General features: G+C 64.7%; 17 protein-coding genes. 8 read left to right on the forward strand and 9 right to left on the reverse strand.

Features of this window, described 5'->3' with window-relative positions:
* Positions 1-12: 12 nt before the first annotated feature.
* Positions 13-1,215 carry a diaminopropionate ammonia-lyase gene (locus tag F3J44_RS17815; protein WP_167064413.1) on the forward strand — a complete coding sequence of 401 codons (1,203 nt, stop codon included), beginning with the start codon at positions 13-15 and terminating at the stop codon, positions 1,213-1,215.
* Positions 1,216-1,285: 70 nt separating this feature from the next.
* Here the strand turns inward: F3J44_RS17815 and F3J44_RS17820 are convergent, their stop codons facing one another.
* Positions 1,286-2,656 (reverse strand): APC family permease, encoded by a 1,371-nt coding sequence (locus tag F3J44_RS17820; RefSeq protein ID WP_167274544.1) that lies wholly within the window; start codon positions 2,654-2,656, stop codon positions 1,286-1,288.
* A 283-nt stretch (positions 2,657-2,939) separates the two neighbouring features.
* Positions 2,940-5,474 (reverse strand): HWE histidine kinase domain-containing protein, encoded by a 2,535-nt coding sequence (locus F3J44_RS17825; RefSeq protein WP_167274547.1) that lies wholly within the window; start codon positions 5,472-5,474, stop codon positions 2,940-2,942.
* 138 nt (positions 5,475-5,612) lie between these two features.
* Here F3J44_RS17825 and F3J44_RS17830 point away from each other — a divergent pair, with 138 nt between their 5' ends.
* Entirely contained in the window at positions 5,613-6,257 is a 645-nt protein-coding gene (locus tag F3J44_RS17830; RefSeq protein ID WP_167274549.1) for a dTMP kinase, read from the forward strand.
* A 162-nt stretch (positions 6,258-6,419) separates the two neighbouring features.
* Here F3J44_RS17830 and F3J44_RS17835 read toward each other — a convergent pair whose 3' ends face one another.
* Positions 6,420-7,133 carry a CerR family C-terminal domain-containing protein gene (locus F3J44_RS17835; protein ID WP_167274552.1) on the reverse strand — a complete coding sequence of 238 codons (714 nt, stop codon included), beginning with the start codon at positions 7,131-7,133 and terminating at the stop codon, positions 6,420-6,422.
* Positions 7,134-7,234: 101 nt separating this feature from the next.
* Between F3J44_RS17835 and F3J44_RS17840 the strand changes: the two genes are divergently transcribed.
* Genes F3J44_RS17840 through F3J44_RS17850 form a run of 3 tightly spaced genes read left to right on the forward strand, consistent with a single transcriptional unit; the run spans position 7,235 to position 11,386 of the window.
* Positions 7,235-8,359 carry an HlyD family secretion protein gene (locus tag F3J44_RS17840; protein ID WP_167064399.1) on the forward strand — a complete coding sequence of 375 codons (1,125 nt, stop codon included), beginning with the start codon at positions 7,235-7,237 and terminating at the stop codon, positions 8,357-8,359.
* On the forward strand, positions 8,352-9,932 hold the full coding sequence (locus F3J44_RS17845) for a DHA2 family efflux MFS transporter permease subunit (RefSeq protein WP_167274555.1): 1,581 nt from the start codon (positions 8,352-8,354) through the stop codon (positions 9,930-9,932). Before F3J44_RS17840 ends, F3J44_RS17845 begins: the two co-directional genes overlap by 8 nt.
* Positions 9,929-11,386 carry an efflux transporter outer membrane subunit gene (locus F3J44_RS17850; RefSeq protein ID WP_167274557.1) on the forward strand — a complete coding sequence of 486 codons (1,458 nt, stop codon included), beginning with the start codon at positions 9,929-9,931 and terminating at the stop codon, positions 11,384-11,386. Before F3J44_RS17845 ends, F3J44_RS17850 begins: the two co-directional genes overlap by 4 nt.
* Positions 11,387-11,498: 112 nt before the next feature.
* Here F3J44_RS17850 and F3J44_RS17855 read toward each other — a convergent pair whose 3' ends face one another.
* The 5 genes from F3J44_RS17855 to F3J44_RS17875 form a co-directional block, all read right to left on the reverse strand.
* On the reverse strand, positions 11,499-11,759 hold the full coding sequence (locus F3J44_RS17855) for a DUF3077 domain-containing protein (protein WP_167274560.1): 261 nt from the start codon (positions 11,757-11,759) through the stop codon (positions 11,499-11,501).
* 765 nt (positions 11,760-12,524) lie between these two features.
* Complete coding sequence (locus tag F3J44_RS17860) at positions 12,525-13,541, reverse strand: histone deacetylase family protein (protein WP_167274563.1); 1,017 nt, start codon at positions 13,539-13,541, stop codon at positions 12,525-12,527.
* A gap of 26 nt (positions 13,542-13,567) precedes the next feature.
* On the reverse strand, positions 13,568-14,500 hold the full coding sequence (locus F3J44_RS17865; protein WP_167274566.1) for a glyoxylate/hydroxypyruvate reductase A: 933 nt from the start codon (positions 14,498-14,500) through the stop codon (positions 13,568-13,570).
* A 1-nt stretch (position 14,501) separates the two neighbouring features.
* Positions 14,502-15,257, reverse strand: a complete 756-nt coding sequence (locus tag F3J44_RS17870) for a class II aldolase/adducin family protein (RefSeq protein WP_167064381.1) — start codon at positions 15,255-15,257, stop codon at positions 14,502-14,504.
* Positions 15,257-16,567 (reverse strand): MFS transporter, encoded by a 1,311-nt coding sequence (locus tag F3J44_RS17875; RefSeq protein WP_167274569.1) that lies wholly within the window; start codon positions 16,565-16,567, stop codon positions 15,257-15,259. Before F3J44_RS17875 ends, F3J44_RS17870 begins: the two co-directional genes overlap by 1 nt.
* A 157-nt stretch (positions 16,568-16,724) precedes the next feature.
* On the opposite strand from F3J44_RS17875, the gene F3J44_RS17880 reads away from it, so the two are divergent.
* From F3J44_RS17880 to F3J44_RS17890, 3 genes are all read left to right on the forward strand, one after another.
* Positions 16,725-17,702 carry a LysR family transcriptional regulator gene (locus F3J44_RS17880; RefSeq protein ID WP_167064377.1) on the forward strand — a complete coding sequence of 326 codons (978 nt, stop codon included), beginning with the start codon at positions 16,725-16,727 and terminating at the stop codon, positions 17,700-17,702.
* Between the two features lie 191 nt (positions 17,703-17,893).
* Positions 17,894-19,201 carry an FAD-binding oxidoreductase gene (locus tag F3J44_RS17885; RefSeq protein WP_167274573.1) on the forward strand — a complete coding sequence of 436 codons (1,308 nt, stop codon included), beginning with the start codon at positions 17,894-17,896 and terminating at the stop codon, positions 19,199-19,201.
* 70 nt (positions 19,202-19,271) lie between these two features.
* Positions 19,272-20,456, forward strand: coding sequence for an MFS transporter (locus tag F3J44_RS17890; protein ID WP_167274576.1), 1,185 nt, complete (start codon positions 19,272-19,274; stop codon positions 20,454-20,456).
* A 151-nt stretch (positions 20,457-20,607) separates the two neighbouring features.
* Here F3J44_RS17890 and hpaI read toward each other — a convergent pair whose 3' ends face one another.
* Positions 20,608-21,402, reverse strand: a complete 795-nt coding sequence (gene hpaI, locus F3J44_RS17895) for a 4-hydroxy-2-oxoheptanedioate aldolase (protein WP_304622152.1) — start codon at positions 21,400-21,402, stop codon at positions 20,608-20,610.
* Between the last annotated feature and the right edge of the window lie 14 nt (positions 21,403-21,416).

Raw genomic sequence — 21,416 nt, forward strand, 5'->3', positions numbered from 1 at the left:
AAGGAGTGTCTGATGTTCGTTTTTAACCCCAAGGCCACGCGCCAGCCATACCCGTCCGCGCTCAAGGACGTGATGGACATCGCCCGTGCCGAGCAGAGCCGCCAGTGGCTGGCGACCTGGCCACGGCTGAACCCCGGCGCGACGCCGCTGTACCCGTTGCCGGGCCTTGCCGAGCAACTGGGCGTGGCCCAGCTGCTGGTCAAGGACGAGTCGGTGCGCTCGCCGTTGGGCAGCTTCAAGGCGCTGGGCGCACCCATCGCCCTGGTGCGGCTGATTCTGCGTAGTTTTCCCGAGCAGGGCTTCGACCCCCAGGGGCTGTTGCAGGGGCGCTACGCCCAGGCACTGGCCGATTTCACAGTGATCAGCGCCACCGATGGCAACCACGGCAAGGGCCTCGCGGCGGCTGCGCAGAGCGTGGGTTGCCGCTGCGTGATCGTGTTGCATGCCCAGGTCAGTGCCGAACGCGAGCAAGCGATTGCCGACTACGGCGCGCGAATCGTGCGCATCAGCGGCAACTACGATGCGTCGGTGGCGCACGCGGCGCAGCTGGCCGCCAACAATGGCTGGACCGTGGTGTCGGACACGTCCTATGCAGGGTACGAAGTGATTCCGCGCGATGTGATGCAGGGCTACGGCACCATCGCGGCGGAAATTGCCGAGGCCAGCGCGCCGACCCATGTGTTTCTGCAGGGCGGGGTCGGTGGCCTGGCGGCGGGCATTGTCAGTTACCTGTGGGAGTTGCATGGCCAGCAGCGCCCGCGCTTCGTCATGGTTGAGCCAGAGCAGGCCGATTGCCTGTTGCAGAGCGCGGTTCAGGGCCGGGCCGCCCGGGCCACGGGTTCCGTGGATTCGGTAATGGCGGGGCTGGCTTGCGGCGAGACGTCACCGCTGGCCTGGCGGTTCCTGGAAACCAGTGTCGATGGGTTCATGACCATCAGTGATGCACAGGCCGTGGCCGCCATGCGCCGCCTGGCGGCGGGCAGTGCCCGGGACGTTCCGCTGCTGGCGGGCGAGTCGGGGGTTGCCGGGCTGGCAGGGCTTGTGGCGCTGATGCAGGACGCCGAGCAGGCGGCGAGGCTCGGCCTGGATGGCAATGCGCGGGTGCTGTTCATCAACACCGAAGGTGCAACCGCGCCGGGCGTGTATGCCGAATTGGTGGGGGAGACGGCCGCTTCCGTGCTGGGCCGCCAGCAGGTTTGGTTGGCGAAAGGGTAAATCCTGGCGGGCGCTTTCGCGGGGCAAGCCCGCTCCTACACGCGAAAGCGCCCTACCAGGCCTCAGCCAATCACTCGGCCATCTGCAATTCCGGCAGTTTCACCCGAAACGCCCGGGTCAGCCCAAGCAGGCAGACGAACCCCACGGCCATCCAGCACAGGCCAATGGTGAACGACATGCGCGACAAGCTGGTCCACAACCAGATCGTGCTGAGAAACCCCAGCGCCGGAATGGCGCCGTACAGCAGGCAGTTGCGCAGCCCACGCAGCTGCTGGTCCACCAGGTAATGCTTGACCACCGCCAGGTTCACCGCCGAAAAGGCGAACAGCGCGCCAAAGCTGATCATGTTGGCCACGGTGTCCAGGGTAATGAACAGTGCCACCAGCGACAGCAGGCTCACCAGCAGGATCGCCGTCGCCGGCACGCGCTTCTTCGTGACCAGTTGGCCGAACACCCGTGGCAGCGCGCCGTCGCGGCCCATGGCGAACAGCACCCGCGACACGCTCGCCTGGGACACCATGGCCGAGGCGAAGCAACCGGCTACATAGGTGGCGGTGAAGGCGGTTACCAGGTACTCGCCGCCCACCCGGCGCATCACATCCACCGAGGCTGAATCCGGGTCGGCGAAGCTGCCCCAGTCGGGGAACACCATTTGCGCGAAATAGGACACGACCAGGAACAACAGGCCGCCGATCAACGACACCGCCAGGATCGCCTGGGGGATGCGGGTGGTTGGGTTGCTGGTTTCCTCGGCCATGGTCGACACGGCGTCGAATCCCAGGAACGACAGGCACAGCACCGCAGCCCCGGTCATGATCAGCGGCACGCTGAAGCCTTCATGGTGAAAAGGTGCCAACAGCGACACCGGGGTGGTGTGCTCGCCAATGTTGCGCACTGACAGCGCCACGAACACCACGATGAACACCAGTTGCGCGACCACCAGCACCCAGTTCACCCGGGTGACCGACTCGATGCCAATAAGGTTGAGGAAGGTCACCAGGGCAATCGAGCCTGCAACCCACACCCAGGCGTGAATGGCCGGGAAGTATTCGGACATGTAGATGCCGATCAGCAGGTAGCTGAGCAGCGGCAGGAAGATGTAGTCGAGCAGCAGCGTCCAGCCCGCCATGAAACCGAAATGGCTGCCGAAGGCTTTGCGTGTATAGGTATAGACCGAGCCCGAGTAGGGGTGTGCCTGAACCATGCGCCCATAGCTGTAGGCGGTCAGCAGCATGGCGGCGAGGGTGAGCATGTAGGCGGTAGGCAGGTGGCCCTTGGTCATTTGGGTGACCAGCCCGTAGGTGGTGAAGACCGCGAGCGGGACCATGTAGGCCAGGCCGAACAGCACCAGGGCGGTCATGCCCATGGACTTTCTGAAACGGTCGGTGGCGGTGGGCGCGGCGCAATGATGAGGTTGGGCTGTAGTTGTTGTTGTATGCATAGCTAACTCCTGGAAGGGGATGCAGGAAGCCGCAGCAGGCGAGCAAGCTCGCTACTGGCAAGGGAGTTCAGTCAGGGGTGACGCTGGAGGTGGGGCGAGTCGAATGCTCGCACACTGTGCAGGTGGCCGGAATCACCCTTTGGGGGGAGCTTCGGTACGGCGCGGTCGCGCAGGGAACATTGCCCTGTAGGAGCGGGCTTGCCCCGCGAAGCAGGCACCGGCTAAGCCGGTGTTCGCGGGTCAAGCCCGCTCCTACAGGGTTATCGGTTAAATCAGAGAGCGATCAGAGGAGGCTCTGCAGGCTGGTCAGGATGGCATTGGCATCGTAGGGCTTGCGGATTACCGATACCTGGCGCAAGTGCTCGGGAATGCTCACGCTGTCGCCGTAGCCCGTTGCGAACAGGAACGGAATGCCCCGGCGCAGCAGCTCATCGGCCACCGAGATCGATGTACCGGTGCCCAGGTTGATGTCCAGGATCGCCGCATGCGGCACCCGGCTGCCCAACAGGCGCAGGGCTTCATCCTCGGAACTGGCGGTGATCACATCCTTGATCTGCGCATCGTTGAGGATCTGCTCCAGCCCCACGGCAATCACCAGCTGGTCTTCGAGGATCAGCACGCAGGTGTCCACCCGCGCGGCGAAAGCCTCGTGGGCCTGGGCCAAGGGTGCGGCAGGGCTTGCGGCTTCTGGCTGCTGTGCCACCGACAGGTGCTTGGCCGGAATTCTGAAGAACCCGCGCAGCCCCTCGGGCAGGTACTCGACGTTGCTTGTGCCACCGAGGTCGAAGGGGATGCTGCGGTCGATCAATACCGTGCCAAAGCCGCTGCGGCTCGGCGGGCGAACCGTTGGGCCGTCGCTTTCACGCCAGGTGATGTCACAGGCATTGCCGGCGTCCAGTGTCCAGTTCACGCACAATTTGCCGCCAGCGCGCGACAGCGCGCCATACTTGGCCGCATTGGTCGCCAATTCGTGCAGCACCAGCGCCATCACCGAGTAGGCGCGGGCATCGAGAATCACGTTGGGGCCTGACAGTTCGATGGCTTGCGCCGCACTGCGGTAGGGCAAGAGCTCGGCTTCGAGCAAGGCCGCCAGGCGCCCGCCACCGTCGCCGCGCACCACTTGGTCGTGGGCCAGGGACAGGGCGTGAATTCGGCCCTTGAGCGTTGCCACGTAGTCCTTGAGGGTTTGGCTTTCCGAGGTCGGGTGGGCCACCAGCGCGCCGATCAGCGACAGGATGTTCTTCACCCGGTGGTTCAGTTCTTCATTGAGGATGCGCTGGCGCACCTCGGCCTTGGAACGCTCGTTGGCCAGCAGCTCGCTGTTGTGCAGCGCCACCTCGACCACGGCGGTGCGGATGGCCTCGCCGAACTGGCGGTCCTGTTCGCTCCAGGGCAGCGACTGCTGGTGTACGGTTTCCTTCCAGATGGCAAAGCTCTTGCGTGGGGTCAGGCGGTCGCCCAGCGCGCCGCTGTCGTAGGTTTTGTTCGGGTCGCCGGCCCAATCCAGCGTCTCCACCACTTCCTTGCGAAACAGCATCAGGTAGTCCCGCGGCTGCTGCGACATGGGGATCAGCAGTACCCCTGACACGTCGGCGAAATAGGCCTGGGCAGCAGGCAGGGCCATCGACAGGCGGTTCGACGCCCAGGTGCGGCCTTCGCTGACCACCTCCGCCAGGCGCAGCAGGTCGGGCAGGGCGGCCTTGGGTGGGGTGAGGCCGGCCGATGTCCAGCGGCCCTGCAGCGCCATGCCGATGCCGTCGCAGGGGATCAGCGACTGGAACTCGGCCAGGCGTGAATGAAAGAACGCTTCTATGTCCTGGGAATGGTTGGCATCGCGCAACAAGGAATCCAACGCCTTGTGCACGTTGACGGCGGCCTCCAGGTGTTGCCGGGTGCGCAGGGTTTCGATGTGCAGCGAGAAGAACTCGCCGAACATTTCAGCGGCGACGCGCTGGCCCATGGCCAGGGTGCGCGGTGCGTAATGATGGCAGGCGATCAAGCCCCATAACTGGCCATCGACAATCACCGAAATCGACATCGAGGCGCCCACGCCCATGTTGGTCAGGTACTCGCAATGAATCGGCGAGACGCTGCGCAGGTGGGCGTAGGACAAGTCGAGGGGTTCGCCTGAGAGGTCCAGCACCGGCTCGACCGGCACGCGCTTGAACTGGGCGTCGGAAATGATTCGGATGGGGTTGCGCAGGTACAGCGCACGGGCCTGCTGGGGAATGTCGGAGGCAGGGAAATACTGGCCGAGGAAGCTTTCCAGGTCGCCGCGCTTGGCTTCGGCCACCACCTTGCCGGCGCCGTCGGCGCCCAGTTGGTAGATCATCACCCGGTCATAGCCGAGCACGGCCCGCACGAAGCGGGCGGCGTCGCGAAACAGTTTATGGGTCTGGTCGATTTCCCGCAGTTGCGCGATCAGGGTACGGGCCAGCTCGATGGGCTCGGCAATGCTGGCACCGGCAGGTTCGAACTCGATGATCGCGGTGCCCTTGAACACATGAGCGGAGATGTCGAAGGCCCGCCCGCACGGGAGCTGCACGCCAAAGGTCAGCGAAGGCCGGGCCCCTTCCCGGGTGCGCGCAAGCGCGTTGCGCAGGGTGTGCGCCACCTCGTCGCCGAGCACCGCATGCAGTTTCTGGCCGTTGATTTCCCCGCTGATACCGAGCATCGAGGCCAGGTTTGCCGAATGGCGCAACACCATGCGGGCTGAGGCATCGCAGGCAATCAGGCAGCCATGGGGCTGGATGCTGCCCGGGATCTGGATCGGCTCGCGATCGCAGTTGGTTAGGTTTACTTGGGGGTCGAATGTCATTGGGCCCGTGCCTGGAGAGATATCTGACGTACAGTACAGCATCGTTCGACAGCTGCGCGGCGAAAAAAGGCGACCCTGACCCACTTTCCGTGCATCATGCCTGCCCCCCGCTCACTTGCGCCAAACCCTCATCGCACCATGAATCGTCCGTTGTTCGTTTCCCTGGATGGCCCCAAGGGCACCGGCAAGACCACGTTGCTGGAGGCCGTCACCCAGGCCCTGCGCGTAGAAAAGCGCAAGGTCATCCGCCTTTGCGAACGCAAAAGCGACCCTTTTCGGGGCGAAATCATGGCCCTGGTCAACGCCCTCGCAAGGGCGCCCTCGCGGGCGCTGGAACTCAACGTGTGTGAGCGGCTTGCCGACAGCCGCGCCTGGATTTCACAGCATGTGCTGCCCAGGCAGCCGGCGGACAGCATCATCCTGATCGACCGCTGGTATCCGTCCGATGCCGCCTTTCGCCGCAACATCCCCTTTGCAGACATCCTGCAGTTGAACCTGGAACGGGGCGTGCAGGTGCCCGACCTGCATGTGGGCGTGGTCACCGACCCGCGTATTTCCTGGGCCAGGGCGGCCGCCCGCACACGAGGCCTTGGCAGCACGGTGCTGTTCACCGTTGAAGAGCAGGCAGCCTGCACCCAGGCCTTCGAGCGAGCGGTGGCCGAGCAGGGCTGGGTGCTGTGCCGTAACGAGGGCACCCTGGAGGCGGCAACGGCGCAGGTGGTGGCCGAAATTCTGCGCTGCGAATCGCGCTTTCCAGCGCGGCCGCTGGATCCGGCCCGGTAGGAGCGAGCGCAGCTCGCGATGGGCTGCAAAGCAGCCCCGGCATCCTGTGCTGTGAAGCTGTGAACCTGGGGCCGCTGCGCGCCCCATCGCGAGCTGCGCTCGCTCCTACAGGGGACTAAGGCGGCGCAAATCTGTAGGAAGGGGCTTTTTATCGCCAAGGCGCTACCCAGCAAGCCTCGCATCGCGCTCGGCAACCAGCGCTTGCAGGGTCAGCCGGGTCTGCCCCAGCAGCACCTCACGCACCGCCTGGGTGCGCTGTTGATCGATCGTATCCCACCCCAGTACCCCGAGTACCTGGGGGCGCAACACCCGGAACACCATGGCCTGGCTGTTGAGGGCAAAAGTGCGGATCAGGGTGCGCTCATCATTGGCGGCGTACCCGGTGAGGCGCCCGATGAGCGTGCAGGTGACGGTGCCCAGGCGCCGGTGCAGGCGCTCGTCCATCAGCGCCAGGGTGCCGGGCGGGCCGAGGCCGGCCTGTTCGCGCGCCATGAAACGGCGCCAGTCCACGGCTGAGGGCCTGTCATGGATGAACGCGATGAAACTGCCCAGAAGGCCCAGGTAGCAATCGATCAGCTGCGCGTCGGAGCACGCGGCATCCTCCACCAGCGCTTCGGCACAGGCCACTGGGGCGGCCAGCTGCTCCCAGACCCGGTCGAGGATCAACTCGATGCAGGCCGTGTACACCCCTTGCTTGTTGTCGAAGTAGTACTGCAGCGCCGGCGCGTTGACCCCGGCTGCCGTGGCGATATCACGGGTGGAGGCGCCCTCGAACCCGCGCTCGCCAAACAGCCGCAAGGCGCTGTCGACGATGCGTGCGCGGGTTTCTTCACCGCGTTGGTAGCCGCCTTCGGCGGTGGGTTTGTGTCGGGCCATGAAAACAACCTGGTGGAGTGGGTGGTGAAAATATACCACTTGACATAAAAGTGCCAAAATCTCATTTTGTAGCAACTGGAATAATTTCGAGATTTCCCGGCATGTCCTCCGATCGCCCCCTCGGTCAGCAAGACCGTCTGCAGCCTGCCCAGGCCCCTGAAATACCCAGCGAAAAGCGCCGCAGCCCCAAGCGCGTGCTGCTGTCGCTCGGTGCCATTGCCGCGGTTGCCGCACTGGGCTGGGGAGGGCACTGGTACTTTGTCGGGCAGTACATCGAAACCACCGACGATGCCTACCTGCAGGCCGACAGCATGACGGTCGCGCCCAAAGTCGGTGGCTACATCGCCGAGGTGCTGGTGGCCGATAACCAGCAGGTCGAGGCCGGCCAACCGGTCGCGCGCCTCGATCATGGCAACTATCAAGCCGCGGCCGACCAGTCCACGGCCACGGTCAAGGCGCGCCAGGCCGACGTGGCCCGTGCCGAAGCCGAACTCGCCCAGCAGGACGCCAGCATTGCCCAGGCCAAGGCCGAGCTCAGCGGTGCCGAGGCAGACCTTCGCCATGCCCGGGGGCAGGTTCAGCGTTACGCGCCACTGGCGCGTTCTGGCGCCGAAACCGAAGAGCGCCTGGCGGACCTGACCAACGAGCAGTCACGGGCCGACGCCACCCTGGTCGCCAAGCAGGCCGCACTGCGCGCCGCCCAGGTCAAGGTCGGCACCCTGCAAGCCCAGTTGCAGCAGGCCCAGGCGCAGTTGGCGGTGTCCCAGGCCAGCGCCCGGCAGTCGGACATCGACTTGCAGGACACCCTGCTGACCAGCCCGATCGCCGGGCGCGTGGCCGACCGCAGCGTGCGGGTTGGCCAGTTCGCGCAGCCGGGTACGCGGCTGATGACCATTGTGCCGGTGCAGTCGCTGTACCTGACCGCCAACTTCAAGGAAACCCAGATCGGCGCCATGCGTCCTGGCCAAACGGTGACCGTGCACGTCGACGCGCTGCCGGGGCAAAACCTCAGCGGCCATGTCGACAGCATTTCGCCCGGTACCGGTGCCCAGTTCGCGCTGTTGCCACCGTCCAATGCCACCGGCAACTTCACCAAGATCGTGCAGCGGGTACCGGTGCGTATCGTGCTGGACATACCCGAGGCAGTGCGCCCAGCGTTGGTACCGGGCCTGTCGGTGACCGTGGATGTCGACACCCGCACCGGCCCGGATGCCCACCATGGCTGAGGCGGCGCTCAGTGCAGGCAACGCCCAGGCACGCCCGGCCAATGCATCGCTGACCGACTGGATCGCCGTGGCGGCGGGCTCGCTTGGCGCGTTACTGGCGACCCTGGACATTTCCATCACCAACTCGGCATTGCCGCAAATTCAGGGCCAGATTGGCGCCACTGGCACCGAAGGCACCTGGATCAGCACCGGTTACCTGATGTCCGAGATCGTCATGATTCCGCTGGCCGCCTGGTTGACCCGGGTGTTCGGCCTGCGCCGGTTTCTGATGTGCATGGCCGTGCTGTTCACCCTGTTCTCGATGTACTGCGGGATGTCCGAGAGCCTGGCCGGAATGATTGCGGGCCGTATCGGCCAGGGCTTTGCCGGCGGGGCGATGATCCCGACGGCGCAAACCATCATCCGCACCCGGTTGCCGCAGCATCAGTTGCCCATCGGCATGAGTGTGTTCGGTTTGACGGTGTTGCTCGGCCCGCTGATGGGGCCGGTGGTGGGCGGCTGGCTGACCGAGAATGCCAGCTGGCGCTGGTGCTTCTTCCTCAACCTGCCGGTGAGCATTGCCCTGGTGACCTTACTGTGGACAGGGCTCAAGAGCGACAAGCTGGACCTTGAGCAGCTGTTCAAAGCCGATTGGCTGGGCATCGTCGGCCTGACCCTGGGCCTTAGTTCGCTGACCGTGGTGCTGGAGGAGGGCCAGCGTGAGCGTTGGTTCGATTCGCACATGATCATCTGGCTGAGCCTGCTGACCGTGCTCGGTTTCGTGTTGATCACCCTCGGCCAGCTCACCGCCAAGCGGCCGATCATTCGCCTGAGCCTGATGCGCAACGCCAACTACGCCAGCGTGATCCTGATCGTTTCGGTGGTGGGCGCGGGTATCTATGGCATCTCGTACCTGCTGCCGCAGTTTCTCGGCAACGTCTCGGGTTACAACGCCCAGCAGGCAGGCTCGATCATGCTGCTGTCGGGCATACCGGCCTTCATGCTGATGCCCATTCTGCCCAGGCTGTTGGGGCGCTATCCGGCGCGCTGGCTGGTAAGCCTTGGCCTTGCGCTGTTCTGCATCAGTTGCCTGCTTGATGTGAACCTGACTGCCGACAGCGTTGGCCACGACTTCTGGGGCTCGCAGATCTTGCGCGGCTTTGCCCAGATCCTGGCGATGATGCCGCTGAACCAGGCTTCGATGTCGGCGGTGAAGGCCGAGGAAGCCGGCGATGCGGCGGGCCTTTACAACATGGCACGCAACCTCGGCGGCTCCATTGGCCTGGCGTTGATCGGTGTACTGGTCGACCGCCGCGAGCAGTACCACGATGCCGTGCTGCGCGAGTCGGTGCATGCCAACAGCACCCTGGTGCAGGACCAGATGGCCGCCAGTACCGCTGCCTTCCTGGGTCGCAGTGGTGACCTGGCCCACGCGCAGATGCAGTCGTTGGGGCAATTGGCGCAAACCATCGCCCGCGAAGCACTGGTGATGACCTACGGTGAAACGTTCCTACTGCTGGGGCTGGCACTGCTGGCCTGCATTCCACTGGCCTTGTTGCTCAAAACCCGCAAACCCCAAGGTAATGCCCGATGATTCAGAAGACTTTATTGGCCACCCTGGTGCTGGCGGCAATCACCGGTTGCACCGTGGGCCCCGATTACCAAGGGGCGCCGCAAGTGGCCGAAAAAACCCTGGCCGCCGGGCGCCTGGCCCATGACCAGCCCGCCAGGGCCGATGCGCCGCCTGCGGCCCAGTGGTGGCACAGCCTGGGGGATGCCCAGCTCGACACCTTGGTCAACCAAGCCCTGGCCCATAGCCCGACCCTGGCCGAGGCCGAAGCGCGCCTGCGCCAGTCGCGTGCGGGCCTGGCCAGCGAGCAGGCCGCCGGGCGGCCGAAGGTGTCGGCCAACGCCACGATGTTGCGCATGCGTTCGCCGGATGTCTCGCAATTCGCCGGTGGTGAAGGGGGTGGAGGCGGGCGTGGGCCGTTGAGCCTGTACCTGGCCGATTTCGATGCCAGTTGGGAGGTTGACCTGTTCGGCGGCACCCGCCGCGCCATCGAGGCGGCCGATGCCAGTGCCGCCGCCAGTGCCGCGCAGCTGGCCGATGCCCAGGTCCAGCTGGCCGCCGAAGTGGTGCAGGCCTATGTCGATTTGCGTGATCGCCAGCAGCGCCTGGCGCTGGTGGATGCGTCCAGTGAGCTGGAGCAGCAGGTGCTGGAGCTGACCCGCCAGCGCCGCAGCCGCGGCGTGGCCAGCGAGTTGCAACTGGAGCAGGTGATTACCCAGGCCGACACCACGCGCTCGCAACGCTTGCCATTGCAGGCGCAGATCGTTGAATCCCTCGACCAGTTGGCCCTGCTGTGCGGCCAGGAACCAGGCGAGCTGGACGCGCAGTTGCAAGCTTCCGCCGCCTTACCCAGCGTGCCGGCCCAGGTGCCGCTGGCCGACCCGGCCGCCATGCTCAAGGCGCGCCCGGACATCCGCGCTGCCGAGCGCCAGTTGGCCTCGGCCAATGCGCAGATTGGCGAGAAGACCGCCGATTGGTTTCCCAAGCTGAGCCTGCTCGGCGACCTGGGTTTCAGCGCCGCTGACCCAGGCCACCTGGCACGCAAGGACAACGCCACCTGGCTGCTGGTGCCGCGCCTGACCTGGAATGCCCTTGATTTTGGCCGGGTGAAGGCCTCGGTCGAAGGCGCCGAGGCGGGCCGCGACCTTGCCCTGGCGCAATACCGTGGCACCGTGCTGCAAGCGCTGCGCGATGCCGACAGCGCCTTGGTGCGCTACGGCCACCAGCGTGAGAGCGTGGTGCTGTTGCGCGGCATTCAGGCCAGCGCCGAGCGCGCAGCCGAGCTGACCCGCCAGCGCTACCGCGCCGGCACCGCCAGTACCCTGGATTGGCTGGACGCCGAACGCACCCGCTTCGATGCCCAGCAGAACCGGGTAGCGGGCGATGCGCAGTTGTTGAAGGATTTCGCCGCCTTGCACAAGTCGCTGGGGTTGGGGTGGGATGATGCGGGTTCGTCGAGGGAGTTGCAGCGCCTGTGAAATCGAGCGCCGCCCGCGCGGCGCTCGATCTCACAGGCGCAAACAATCCAACGGCGAACACCTGCCGGCCCCACCCGCAATTTCAAACATTGCGGATTCACCGGCACAAGATTTAGCGGCCTATCCCAAGCTCCGCATCATCCAGCAAGGCCTTGGCTAGCGCGCTCAAGTAATGCGCAGCCCAGATCAATTGCGGATCGCTGTCCATCACGGCGGAAAGCGTCAGGTCGCGCACGCAGCCCATCAGTTCCGAGGCCTGGTCGCGGGCATGCTGGCAAGGGATGCCAGGTGCTATCTGGAATAAAGGCTGTTTGAGGGTATCGCCTTGGTAGAAGCAGGTTTTGCCGGGGGTGGTGTGGTTGTCGGCGGTCATGCGTTCTCTCCCTGAATGGTGGGTGTGCATGCGGCGATCATCACAGCATGGGGGAGGGTGACGCCGTCAGGCAGGTTGAATTCGTAGGGAGGGTCGGGGACGATTTGTTTCATGGCAGCTCCATGTGATCACGTGCCACCCATCCGTTTCCACACATTAGGGTGACAGCCGTACACGGGGTGGAAAACCAGGCACATGGCAAACCCGGTAGGCTCGGAAGCCTCCCGTGTACGGCTGTCATGACAACAGCAGCCATATGAATTGCCAGGGTTTCCACACCCCGATCGCTGAACTATTCAGCGACCTGGAAAGCCTAGAAGGATGGGTTTCCAGTCACAATCAGACGCGAGCCGACAGAGGTTGTAGGATATTTTGCGAGTGGTGCTGCTACCAGTGCGGTTTTGTAGGAAATGCCTGGGGATTTTGTGAGCGTTGTGCGCCTGTTTTGAGAGGGGGTGTGGGCCGCCAGGTGTTCGCCGTTGGTTTTTTAGCGCCTGGGAGATCGAGCGCCGCCCGCGCGGCGCTTCGCGAGCTTTGCTCGCTCCTACGTTTGTTTCTGGCCAGTAACGCCTGTGACAGGCGCGCGCGACCGCCTTGTTGGTACGACGCGATATTGCGCCATGCGCCAAGGCGTTCGCGCGCCAATCCCCCAGGACTCACTGGCCCGAAACAAACGTAGGAGCGAGCGCAGCTCGCGAAGCGCCGCGCGGGCGGCGCTCGATCTCCCAGGCGCTGCAAATACCCGCGCGAACACGCCTCAGGCCGTCAGGCCGTCAAACCGTGGAAGAACTGCGAGGCATTTTCATCCAGGGTGGCAATGTCATACCCCCCTTCCTGAACCACCACGCACGGCAGGCCCAGCGCCTTGATCCGCTGGCCGAGGCGGCGGAAGCCTTCATGGCTGACGGCAACCTTCGATTGCGGGTCGTTCTCGTAGATGTCGAAGCCCAGCGACAACACCAGCACATCCGGGGCAAACGCCCGCAGCGCCGCTTCGGCCTTGTCCATGCAGGCGAAGAAGTCCGCCTCGCTGGCGCCGTGGGCCATGGGCAGGTTGAGGTTGAAGCCTGCACCTGCCCCCGTACCGGTTTCGTCATCGAAGCCGGCGACCACCGGGTAGAAGTTGGTCGGGTCGCCGTGAATCGACACGTACAGCACGTCATCCCGGTCGTAGAAGATTTCCTGGATGCCCTGGCCGTGGTGCATGTCGGTGTCGAACACCGCCACCTTGGCGAACCTGCCGCGCAGTACCTGGGCGGCGATGGCGGCGTTGTTCAGGAAGCAGAAACCACCGGCGGCCTCGGCCCGGGCATGGTGCCCCGGTGGCCGGCACAGGGCGTAGGCGGCCTGGTCGCCTTCGATCACTGCGTGGGCAGCGGCGACGGCGCTTTGCGCCGACCAATAGGCAGCCTGCCAGGTATGCTCGCCAATCGGGCAACTGCCGTCCGCCAGGTAGCGGGCGGTTTTGCCGAGAATGCCCCGCAGCGGGTTGCCTTCGCGGATGAAGATGTTGGACATCACCTCATCGCCCCAGTCTTCCGGCACTTCGTGCCACTGTTGGTAGGCGCTGCTCAAGTAGTCGAGGTAGGCCGTGCTGTGCACGGCTGCCAGCGGCGCCAGGCCGTGGTCGGTGGGTTGGTGCAGCGGGTAGCCCAGTTGCTCGACCACTGCCAGCAGCGGGTCGATGCGGCTGGGCAGCTCCTGGGGCTCGCGCATCTGGCCACGCGACAGGTAGGAGCGGGGGTGGTGCAGGCGCTGCGCCGGGTGGAAAAACGTCTTCATGTAGGACCTCCTGGTAAAGCGTGCGATCAATAGCCCAGTTCGGCATCGACTCGGTTGTTCAATTCAAGCCCGGCAGCCAGGCGCGACACGTTGTCGGCCACCTGCCGGGCAATGCACAGGTCGGACGCCGCCGACGCCATGTGCGGGGTCACCCAGACCCCGGGCATGTGCCACAGTGGCGCGTCGGCGGGGAGGGGTTCCTGCTCGAATACATCGAGCAAGGCGCCACGCAGCTTGCCGCTGGCCAGCGCCTGGCGCAGGTGTTCGGCATCGAGGTGTTGGCCGCGCCCACAGTTGATCAGCGCACTGCCGTCCGCCATGTGGTGGAAAACCGCGTGGTTCAACACACCCTGGGTGCTGGCGGTGAGCGGCAGCAAGTTGACCAGCACATCCAGCCCAGCGAGGAAGCCGTGCAGCGAAGGGGCGCCGGCGAAGGTGCTGATGCCCTCGATCTGCCTTGGCGTGCGGGCCCAGCCGCGCACGTCGTAGCCTGCGCCGGCCAGGCGCTGCGCCACCGGCGCGCCAATCGCGCCCAGGCCCATTACGCCGACCTTGAAGTGCTCGGCCTTGCGCTGCACCGGCCGTTGCCAGTGCTGCTGGCTGTGGCCGGCGATCACCTGGTCGAAACCCCGGTGAAAGTGCAGCACGCCCCAATGCACGTACTCGCTCATGCCCAAGGTGTGGTCGGGGTCGACCACCCGGCAGACCGGCACGGCCGGGTCACGCGAGCTGTCCTGGGCCAGGTGATCGACCCCCGAGCCAATCGAGTGCACCAAGCGCAGGTTCGGCAGCTGGCCCAGGCTGCCCGCGGGCGGGAACCAGCACACGGCCACCTCGGCCAGGTGTGCCTGGGCGTCGCCTGGGCGCAGCACATCGAGCTGCGGGGCGTGTTCGGCGAACAGCGCGGCCAACCAGTCGGTCAGCGCGGGGTTCTGGCAAAGCAGTATGAGTTTGCCCATGTCAGCTGCACCAGTTGCTGCGTTGCTCGTCGATCAGGCTCAGCGCGGCCTGCCAGGCCATGTCGATGATGCCGTCGATGCCATCACGGCCGAACTGCGCAGCAGTGTGCCGGCACACATCCTCCGAAGGCACGTTCAGCGCAACGCCTGCGGACATGGCCTGCACCTGCGCCTGGCAGGCGCGTTCGAGGAAGTAGATTTCATGGAAGGCAGCCGCCACGCTGCCACCGGCGGCGAGCAAGCCGTGGTTGCGCAGGATCATCGCCTTGTGCGGGCCCAGGTCGGCCACCAGGCGCTCGCGCTCGGCCAGCGACAGGGCAATCCCTTCGTAGGTGTGGTAGGCCAGGTTGCCGTAGAACTTCAGCGCGTGCTGGGTCAGCGGCAGCAGGCCGTCACGCTGGGCAGCCACGGCCATGCCGGCGGCGGTGTGGGTATGGACGATGCAGTGCAGGTCCGGGCGTGCCTCGTGAATGGCCGAGTGGATGACGAACCCGGCCGCGTTGACCTTGCCGCCGTTGTAGTGGCTGTCGACCACGTTGCCGTCCAGGTCGATCAGCACCAGGTCGCTGGCGCGCATTTTTTCGAAGGCTACGCCGTAGCGGTTGATCAGAAAGTGCCGGTCGGGGCCGGGCACGCGCAGAGTGATGTGCGTGTCGATCAGGTCGGTCATGCGGTAGTAGGCGACCAGCCGGTACAGCGCGGCAAGCTCGCAGCGCGCTTGCCATTCGATATCCGACATGAGAAGAGGCTTGCTCATCAGGCGATTCCTTGGGAAGTGGAGAGGGCGGCCGGGCGTTTCTGCGCACTGCGCAAGCGCGACAGGCCCATGACACCGATCAGCGACATCAGGGCCAGCACGCTGAAGAACAGCGCCAGTGGCAGCCATTGCCCGGCGAACTGGCCAGTGAGGAAGGTGCCCAGCATCGGCGTGAGGCCGCCGGTCAGGCCGCTGCCGAGCTGGTAGGCGATGGAAATGCCCGAATAGCGCACCCGGGCCGGGAAGGCTTCCGCCATGTAGCCGGCGATCACGGCATACAAGGCAGAAAGCAGGACCACGGCCAGGGTAATGCCAGCGGTCATGTAGACCACGTCGCCGGTTTGTACCAGCAGGAACATGGGGTAGGGCGCGACGATGCACAGCGAGGCGACCCCTTTCAGGAAGCGCCCCTCGCCCAGGCGCTCGGCCAGCATGGCCGAGCAGGGCTGCGAGAGAAACTGCAGGATCGTGACCACGAACAGGCAATTGAGGATGGTGGTCTTGGCGATGCCCTGGTACTGGGTGACGTAGGTAATCATGAAGGTGTTGGTGAAGAAGAAGCCACCGGAGCCAATGGTCACCGCCAGGGCGGCGAACAGGATGTTGCGCCAGTGCTTGCGCAGAACCTCCAGTACCGGGTTGTCGCTGGTCTGGGCGCTGTCCTTGACCTTGGCGAATTCCGGCGACTCCGGTACGCCGAAGCGGATCACCAGGCCAACGATCATCAGCAGCCCGCTCATCAGGAACGGAATACGCCAGCCCCAGCTCATCAGCGCTTCCTGTTCCATGCCGGTGATGAAGCGGAAGGCGATCAGGGCCAGCAGCAGGCCGGCCGGGCTGCCCCATTGGGCGAACGAGGCGAAGAACACCTTGCGGCCCTTGGGCGCATGTTCGCTGGCCATCAGTACTGCGCCGCCCCATTCACCGCCAACCGAGATGCCTTGCAACAGGCGCAGGAAAATCAACCCAATGGGTGCCCAGATACCCGCTTGGGCGTAGGTCGGCAGCAGGCCGATGCAGGTGGTTGCCACGCCCATCAGCACGATGGTCACCAGCAGCATCTTCTTGCGCCCCAGGCGGTCACCCAGGTGGCCGAACACCATGCCGGCGAATGGCCGTGCAATAAAACCCACGGCGAAGCTGCCGAACGCGGCCATGGTGCTGAGCATCGGGTTTTCACTGGGGAAGAACAGCTGCCCCAGCACCAGGGCGGCGGCGAAGGCGTAGATGTAGAAATCGTAGAACTCGATGGTGGTGCCAATGAAGGCAGCCGCCGCGGCACGGCGCGGGGTGGGGGTGTGGCTCGTCATCTGAGGCTCCTGGATGTCATTGTTCTATAGGCAGGAGAAAGGGCGTCCGGCGCAGGCTGGACCACGGCACTCTGGCGGTGCATTGCCAGATGGTGAGGCAAGTCGTACCCTACGAAAAGCTTCTAATTTAAATACTTGAGTATAAGTAGGGCCAATAATGACCAAGCCTGCCATGCCGTCCGCCCGGGACCCGGAAGCCAAGCGCTTTCTCAATGACCGGCTGGACTGGAACCTGCTGCGCACCTTCCTGGTGATCGGGCAGGAGGGCAGCATCAGCCGTGCGGCGGCGCGCCTGCACCTGAGCCAGCCAGCGGTCAGCCAGGCGCTCAGGCGCCTGGAGGAACAACTGGCCAGCGCCCTGGTGGTGCGCCGTGGCCCGCGCATCACGTTGTCCAAGGCAGGCGAGGAGGTGATGCAGATTGCCGCTGAGTTGTACGGCATGGTGTCGCGCCTGGGGCCGGCGCTGGACAGCCCGGCCGAGACGGTCACCGGCAAGATTCGCCTGCTGAGCATCAGCCGTATCCAGTCGCGTGCCTACGACGAGTTTCTTGCCCGGTTTCACAGCGACTACCCGCAGGTGGAGTTGGAAATCGATGTACTGCGCAGTGCCGACGTGGTCAGCGGGCTGCTGCAGAAAACCGCATCGTTTGGCCTTAGCCTGTGCCGCACGCCCCAGCCGAGGCTGGAGCAGCGGGTATTGCTGGAGCAGCGTTACGCCTTCTTCTGTGGCCAACGCCACCGCCTGTTCGGGCGCAAGAACCTGAACGTGAGCGACCTGCAGGGTGAGAACTTCGTGAGTTTCACCAGTGACCAGATTGGCGGCAACCTGTCGCCGCTGACGGTGTTTCGCGACCAGCACGGCTTTACCGGGCGGTTGATCGCCTCGTCGCCGAGCCTGGATGAAATCCTGCGCCTGGTCGATGCCGGCTATGGCATCGGCTGCCTGCCGGAGCATATCGTCGCCGCGCAGGTGCAAAGCAATGCGCTGTGGCGCCTGCCGCCGTGGGAGGGGGTCATCGACGTCAACATCTACCTGCTGTGGAACCGGGAACAGAAGCTGACCCAGGCGGAGTCGATCTTTCTTGAGCGGTTTCAACAGATGCTGATGACCACCGACCCCGCCGAGCGTTTCTGACCGGCGGCAGGCTGCCCGGGCCCCGGGCAGACGGCAATGGCAACCATGACCAAAAGTCCGGCAAGGCTGTACATGCCGCGCACCTGCGTGCGTTGCACACTGGTTGGGTGGCAACACACCGAGCCCCCGGGCAGCCGGTTCGCTGCGCAAGCCTGGAAGGTGCGTATTTCCTAACAATAAGGTAGGCCTGCATGTCGCTCTCGTTGGAAAATCCGTCCTCGTACTACACCATGACCCGCAAGTACGACCTGCACTACGGTGATCTGGAAGGGGATATAGACGCGCAGGTGGTCATTGTCGGGGGCGGTTTTTCAGGTATCAACACCGCCCTGGAGTTGACCGAACGTGGCATTACCGACGTGGTGGTGCTGGAAGCCAACTACCTGGGCTTTGGCGGCTCCGGGCGCAACGGCGGACATGTGATGGCCGGCATCGGCCACGACCTGGAAACCATCGAGAAAGACGTCGGCCCCGAGGGCTTGAAGGCGATTTTCGAGATCAGCGACCTGGGTGCCAGCTTGATCAAGCAGCGCATCGCCCGCTACGACATCCAGGCAGACTTTCGCCATGGCTATGGCTACATGGGTTTCAACAAACGCCAGGGCAAGCTGCTGCAGGCCTGGGCGAAGGATTTTCAAAGCCTCAACCCCGACCAGGAAATCAGCTACCTGGAGGGCGCCGAGGTGCGCAGTATCGTGGGCGCCGACATCTATACCTGCGGCCTCAAGCACATGGGCAATGGCCAGGTTCATTCGCTGAACCTGCTGTTGGGCCAGGCGAAGGCGTTCACCGAACAGTATGGTGGGCGGATCTTCGAGCAGTCGCCGGTGCTGCAGGTTCAGTATGGGCCGAAGGTGACCGTGCGCACCGCCAAGGGCACGGTGCGGGCTGACAAGCTGCTGTTCAGCTGCGGTGCCTTCCTCAACAAGCTTGACCGCTCGCTCGACAGCACGGCGATCAATGTGTACGCCTTCAACACGGTCACCGAGCCGTTGTCCGATGCGCTGATCCAGCGTATCAGCCCCATTCGCGGCGCCTTCAGCGACATCACGCCGATCATCGACTACTACCGCATCACGCCGGACAACCGGCTCATGTACGGCACGGCCGGCATGTTGCTTGAGTACGTGCCCCGTGACCTGAAGGCCTGGAACCACAACAAGCTCATGCGCCTGTTCCCCTACCTGGCCGACACGCGCATCGACCTGGCCTGGGGCGGGCCGATGGATTGCACGCTCAACCTGTTCCCGCAAGTGGGCACGCTGCCGGGGCACGACAACGTGTTCTACGTGCAGGGCTATTCCGGGTTCGGCGTCACGCCCAGCCAGGTGATTGCCAAGGTCATCGTCGACGGCATGACTGGCGGCTCGCCGGCCTGGCACGCCATGCGCTCGATCCCGCGCCGCCGAATTCCCGGCAAGGAGCGTTTCCGTGCGGTGATCTGCAGCCTTGGCAAGGTCAGCCGCCAGCTCAATGCGTACCGGGTGGGGCGCCGGTAATTCGCCCCGACGGCGACAGGGAGTGTTGCGAAACCGCTGTAGACAAGCCTATTCAGCCCAGGATCAGCCTATGAAAACAATAATATCCAATCCGATCGACAAAACCTCCGTTTACCTCTGCGCAGGCCTGGTATCGGCCGGCGGCGCCTTGTTGCTCAACGTGCTCCCGGTGTTGTTCGGCGCGTTTGCCGAGCAATTCGGCTATGGCGAGCAACAGCTGGGGAACCTGGCGATGGCCATGAACCTGGGCTTCGGGCTGGTTGCCCTGGCGTCGGTACTGTGGATTCAGCGGGTGAGCTGGCGGGTCATTTCCACCCTGGCTTCGCTGCTGGTCGCCGCTGCGCTGATCGGCATGTGCGGTGGCACGGCTTACCCGGCGCTGGTGTTGTTGATGGCCCTGGCAGGTGCGGGAACCGGCGCGTTGTATGCGCTGGCAATGACCATTTTCGGGGACAGCTCGCAACCTGAGCGTGCGTTCGGCTTCAAGCTGGGCATGGAAACCGTGCCGGGCGCGTTGCTGCTGATCGTGCTGCCGGTCGCGGTGGCGCCCCGTTGGGGCTTGCAGGGGATGTTGATCACGCTGGCGATCAGCATGCTGCTGATGGGCATTGCCTCCTTGCCCTGGGTGCCTCGCCACAGCGCACGTCGCCAGGAGGCCGGGGAGCCGTTGCCGGTATGCCGGCAAAGCCAAACCATTGCCTGGCTCAGCCTGCTGGCCAGCCTGGTGTTTCTCACCGGCATCATGTCGGTGTGGGCCTTTCTCGAACTGATGGGCAAGAAGAGCGGTTTGTCATCGGACACCATCGGTACGGTGCTGGCGCTGGGCTTTATCATCAATGCGGGCGGCGGTTTCATTGCGTCTTCGATTGGCCTTAAGGCCGGGCGCTTTTTGCCGGTGGCGCTGATCATCGCCGCGGAGGTCGGCGGGTTGGTGTTGCTGGCGCAGTTTTCCTCGCTTGCCACTTACATTGCCGGGGTCATGTGCTTCCTGTTCTCCATCAGCTTCGTGCTGGCCTACACCTTCGGGGTGACGGCCGAGTTCGATGTGTCAGGGCGACTGGTGGTGCTCGGCGCGTTGTGCTTGTCGATCGGCGCGGCGGTAGGGCCTGCGGTTGGCGGCTTGCTGATCGAAACCTATGGCTACATGGCCGTGCTGTTGTTCTCTGGGGCCTGCTCGATCAGTGTGCTGGCGATCTATGGCGCTGCGGTACTGCGCTCGCAAAGCGCGAGCAGGCGTGGGCTTGTGCCGCTTTAACCGATAACCCTGTAGGAGCGGCGGTGCGGCGACCCGACTTGCCCCGCGAAGCTAGCGACGCGGTGCATGGCACCGGCTGCGCCGGTGTTCGCGGGGCAAGCCCGCTCCTACAACAGAGGATGGCGGTGCGCTTGCGGGCGGGCGTGAAGTATCAGTACACGCCGCCACCGGTGGTGGCCACGGCAGTTCCCTTGAACTTGCCCGCCAGGCTTTGCAAACCCCGCATCAGCACGGTGGTATCCACGCCAACCGCCACGAACGCAGCCCCCAGCTCGATGTAGCGCCGCGCCAGTTTCTCGTCCGCACTGAGAATACCGGCGGCCTTGCCCGCCTGGCTGATGCGCACGATAGCCGCCTCAATCGCGGCCTGAACCTCGGGATGCCCAGGGTTGCCGCGATGCCCCATGGCTGCGCTGAGGTCTGCCGGGCCGATGAACACGCCATCGACGCCCTCAACGGCTACGATCGCGTCAAGGTTGGCCAGGCCTTCCTTGTTCTCGATTTGTACCAGCAGGCACATCTGTTCGTCGGCATGATCCAGGTAGCTGGCAATGCTGTTCCAGCGCGAAGCCCTGGCAAGCGCACTGCCCACGCCACGCACACCCGTTGGCGGGTAGTGGATGGCCTTGACCAGCTGGCGCGCCTGTTCGGCGCTTTCGACCATCGGCACCAGCAAGGTTTGCGCGCCGATATCCAGCACCTGCTTGATCAGCGCAGTATCGCCAATCACTGGGCGAATCACCGCCTGGCTGGGGTAGGGCGCCACTGCCTGCAACTGGGCGAGCATGCCGCGCAGGTCGTTGGGCGCGTGTTCGCCATCGATCAGCAGCCAGTCGAAACCTGCATTGGCTGCCAGTTCAGCGCAGTACGCATTGGCCAGGCCCAGCCACAGGCCGATTTGTGGCTCGCCGCTGCGCAGGCGCTGCTTGAAATGGTTGATAGGCATGTCCATGGGCAGGT

Source organism: Pantoea sp. Tr-811 (assembly GCF_011752535.1).
In the GTDB taxonomy this organism is placed as follows: domain Bacteria; phylum Pseudomonadota; class Gammaproteobacteria; order Pseudomonadales; family Pseudomonadaceae; genus Aquipseudomonas.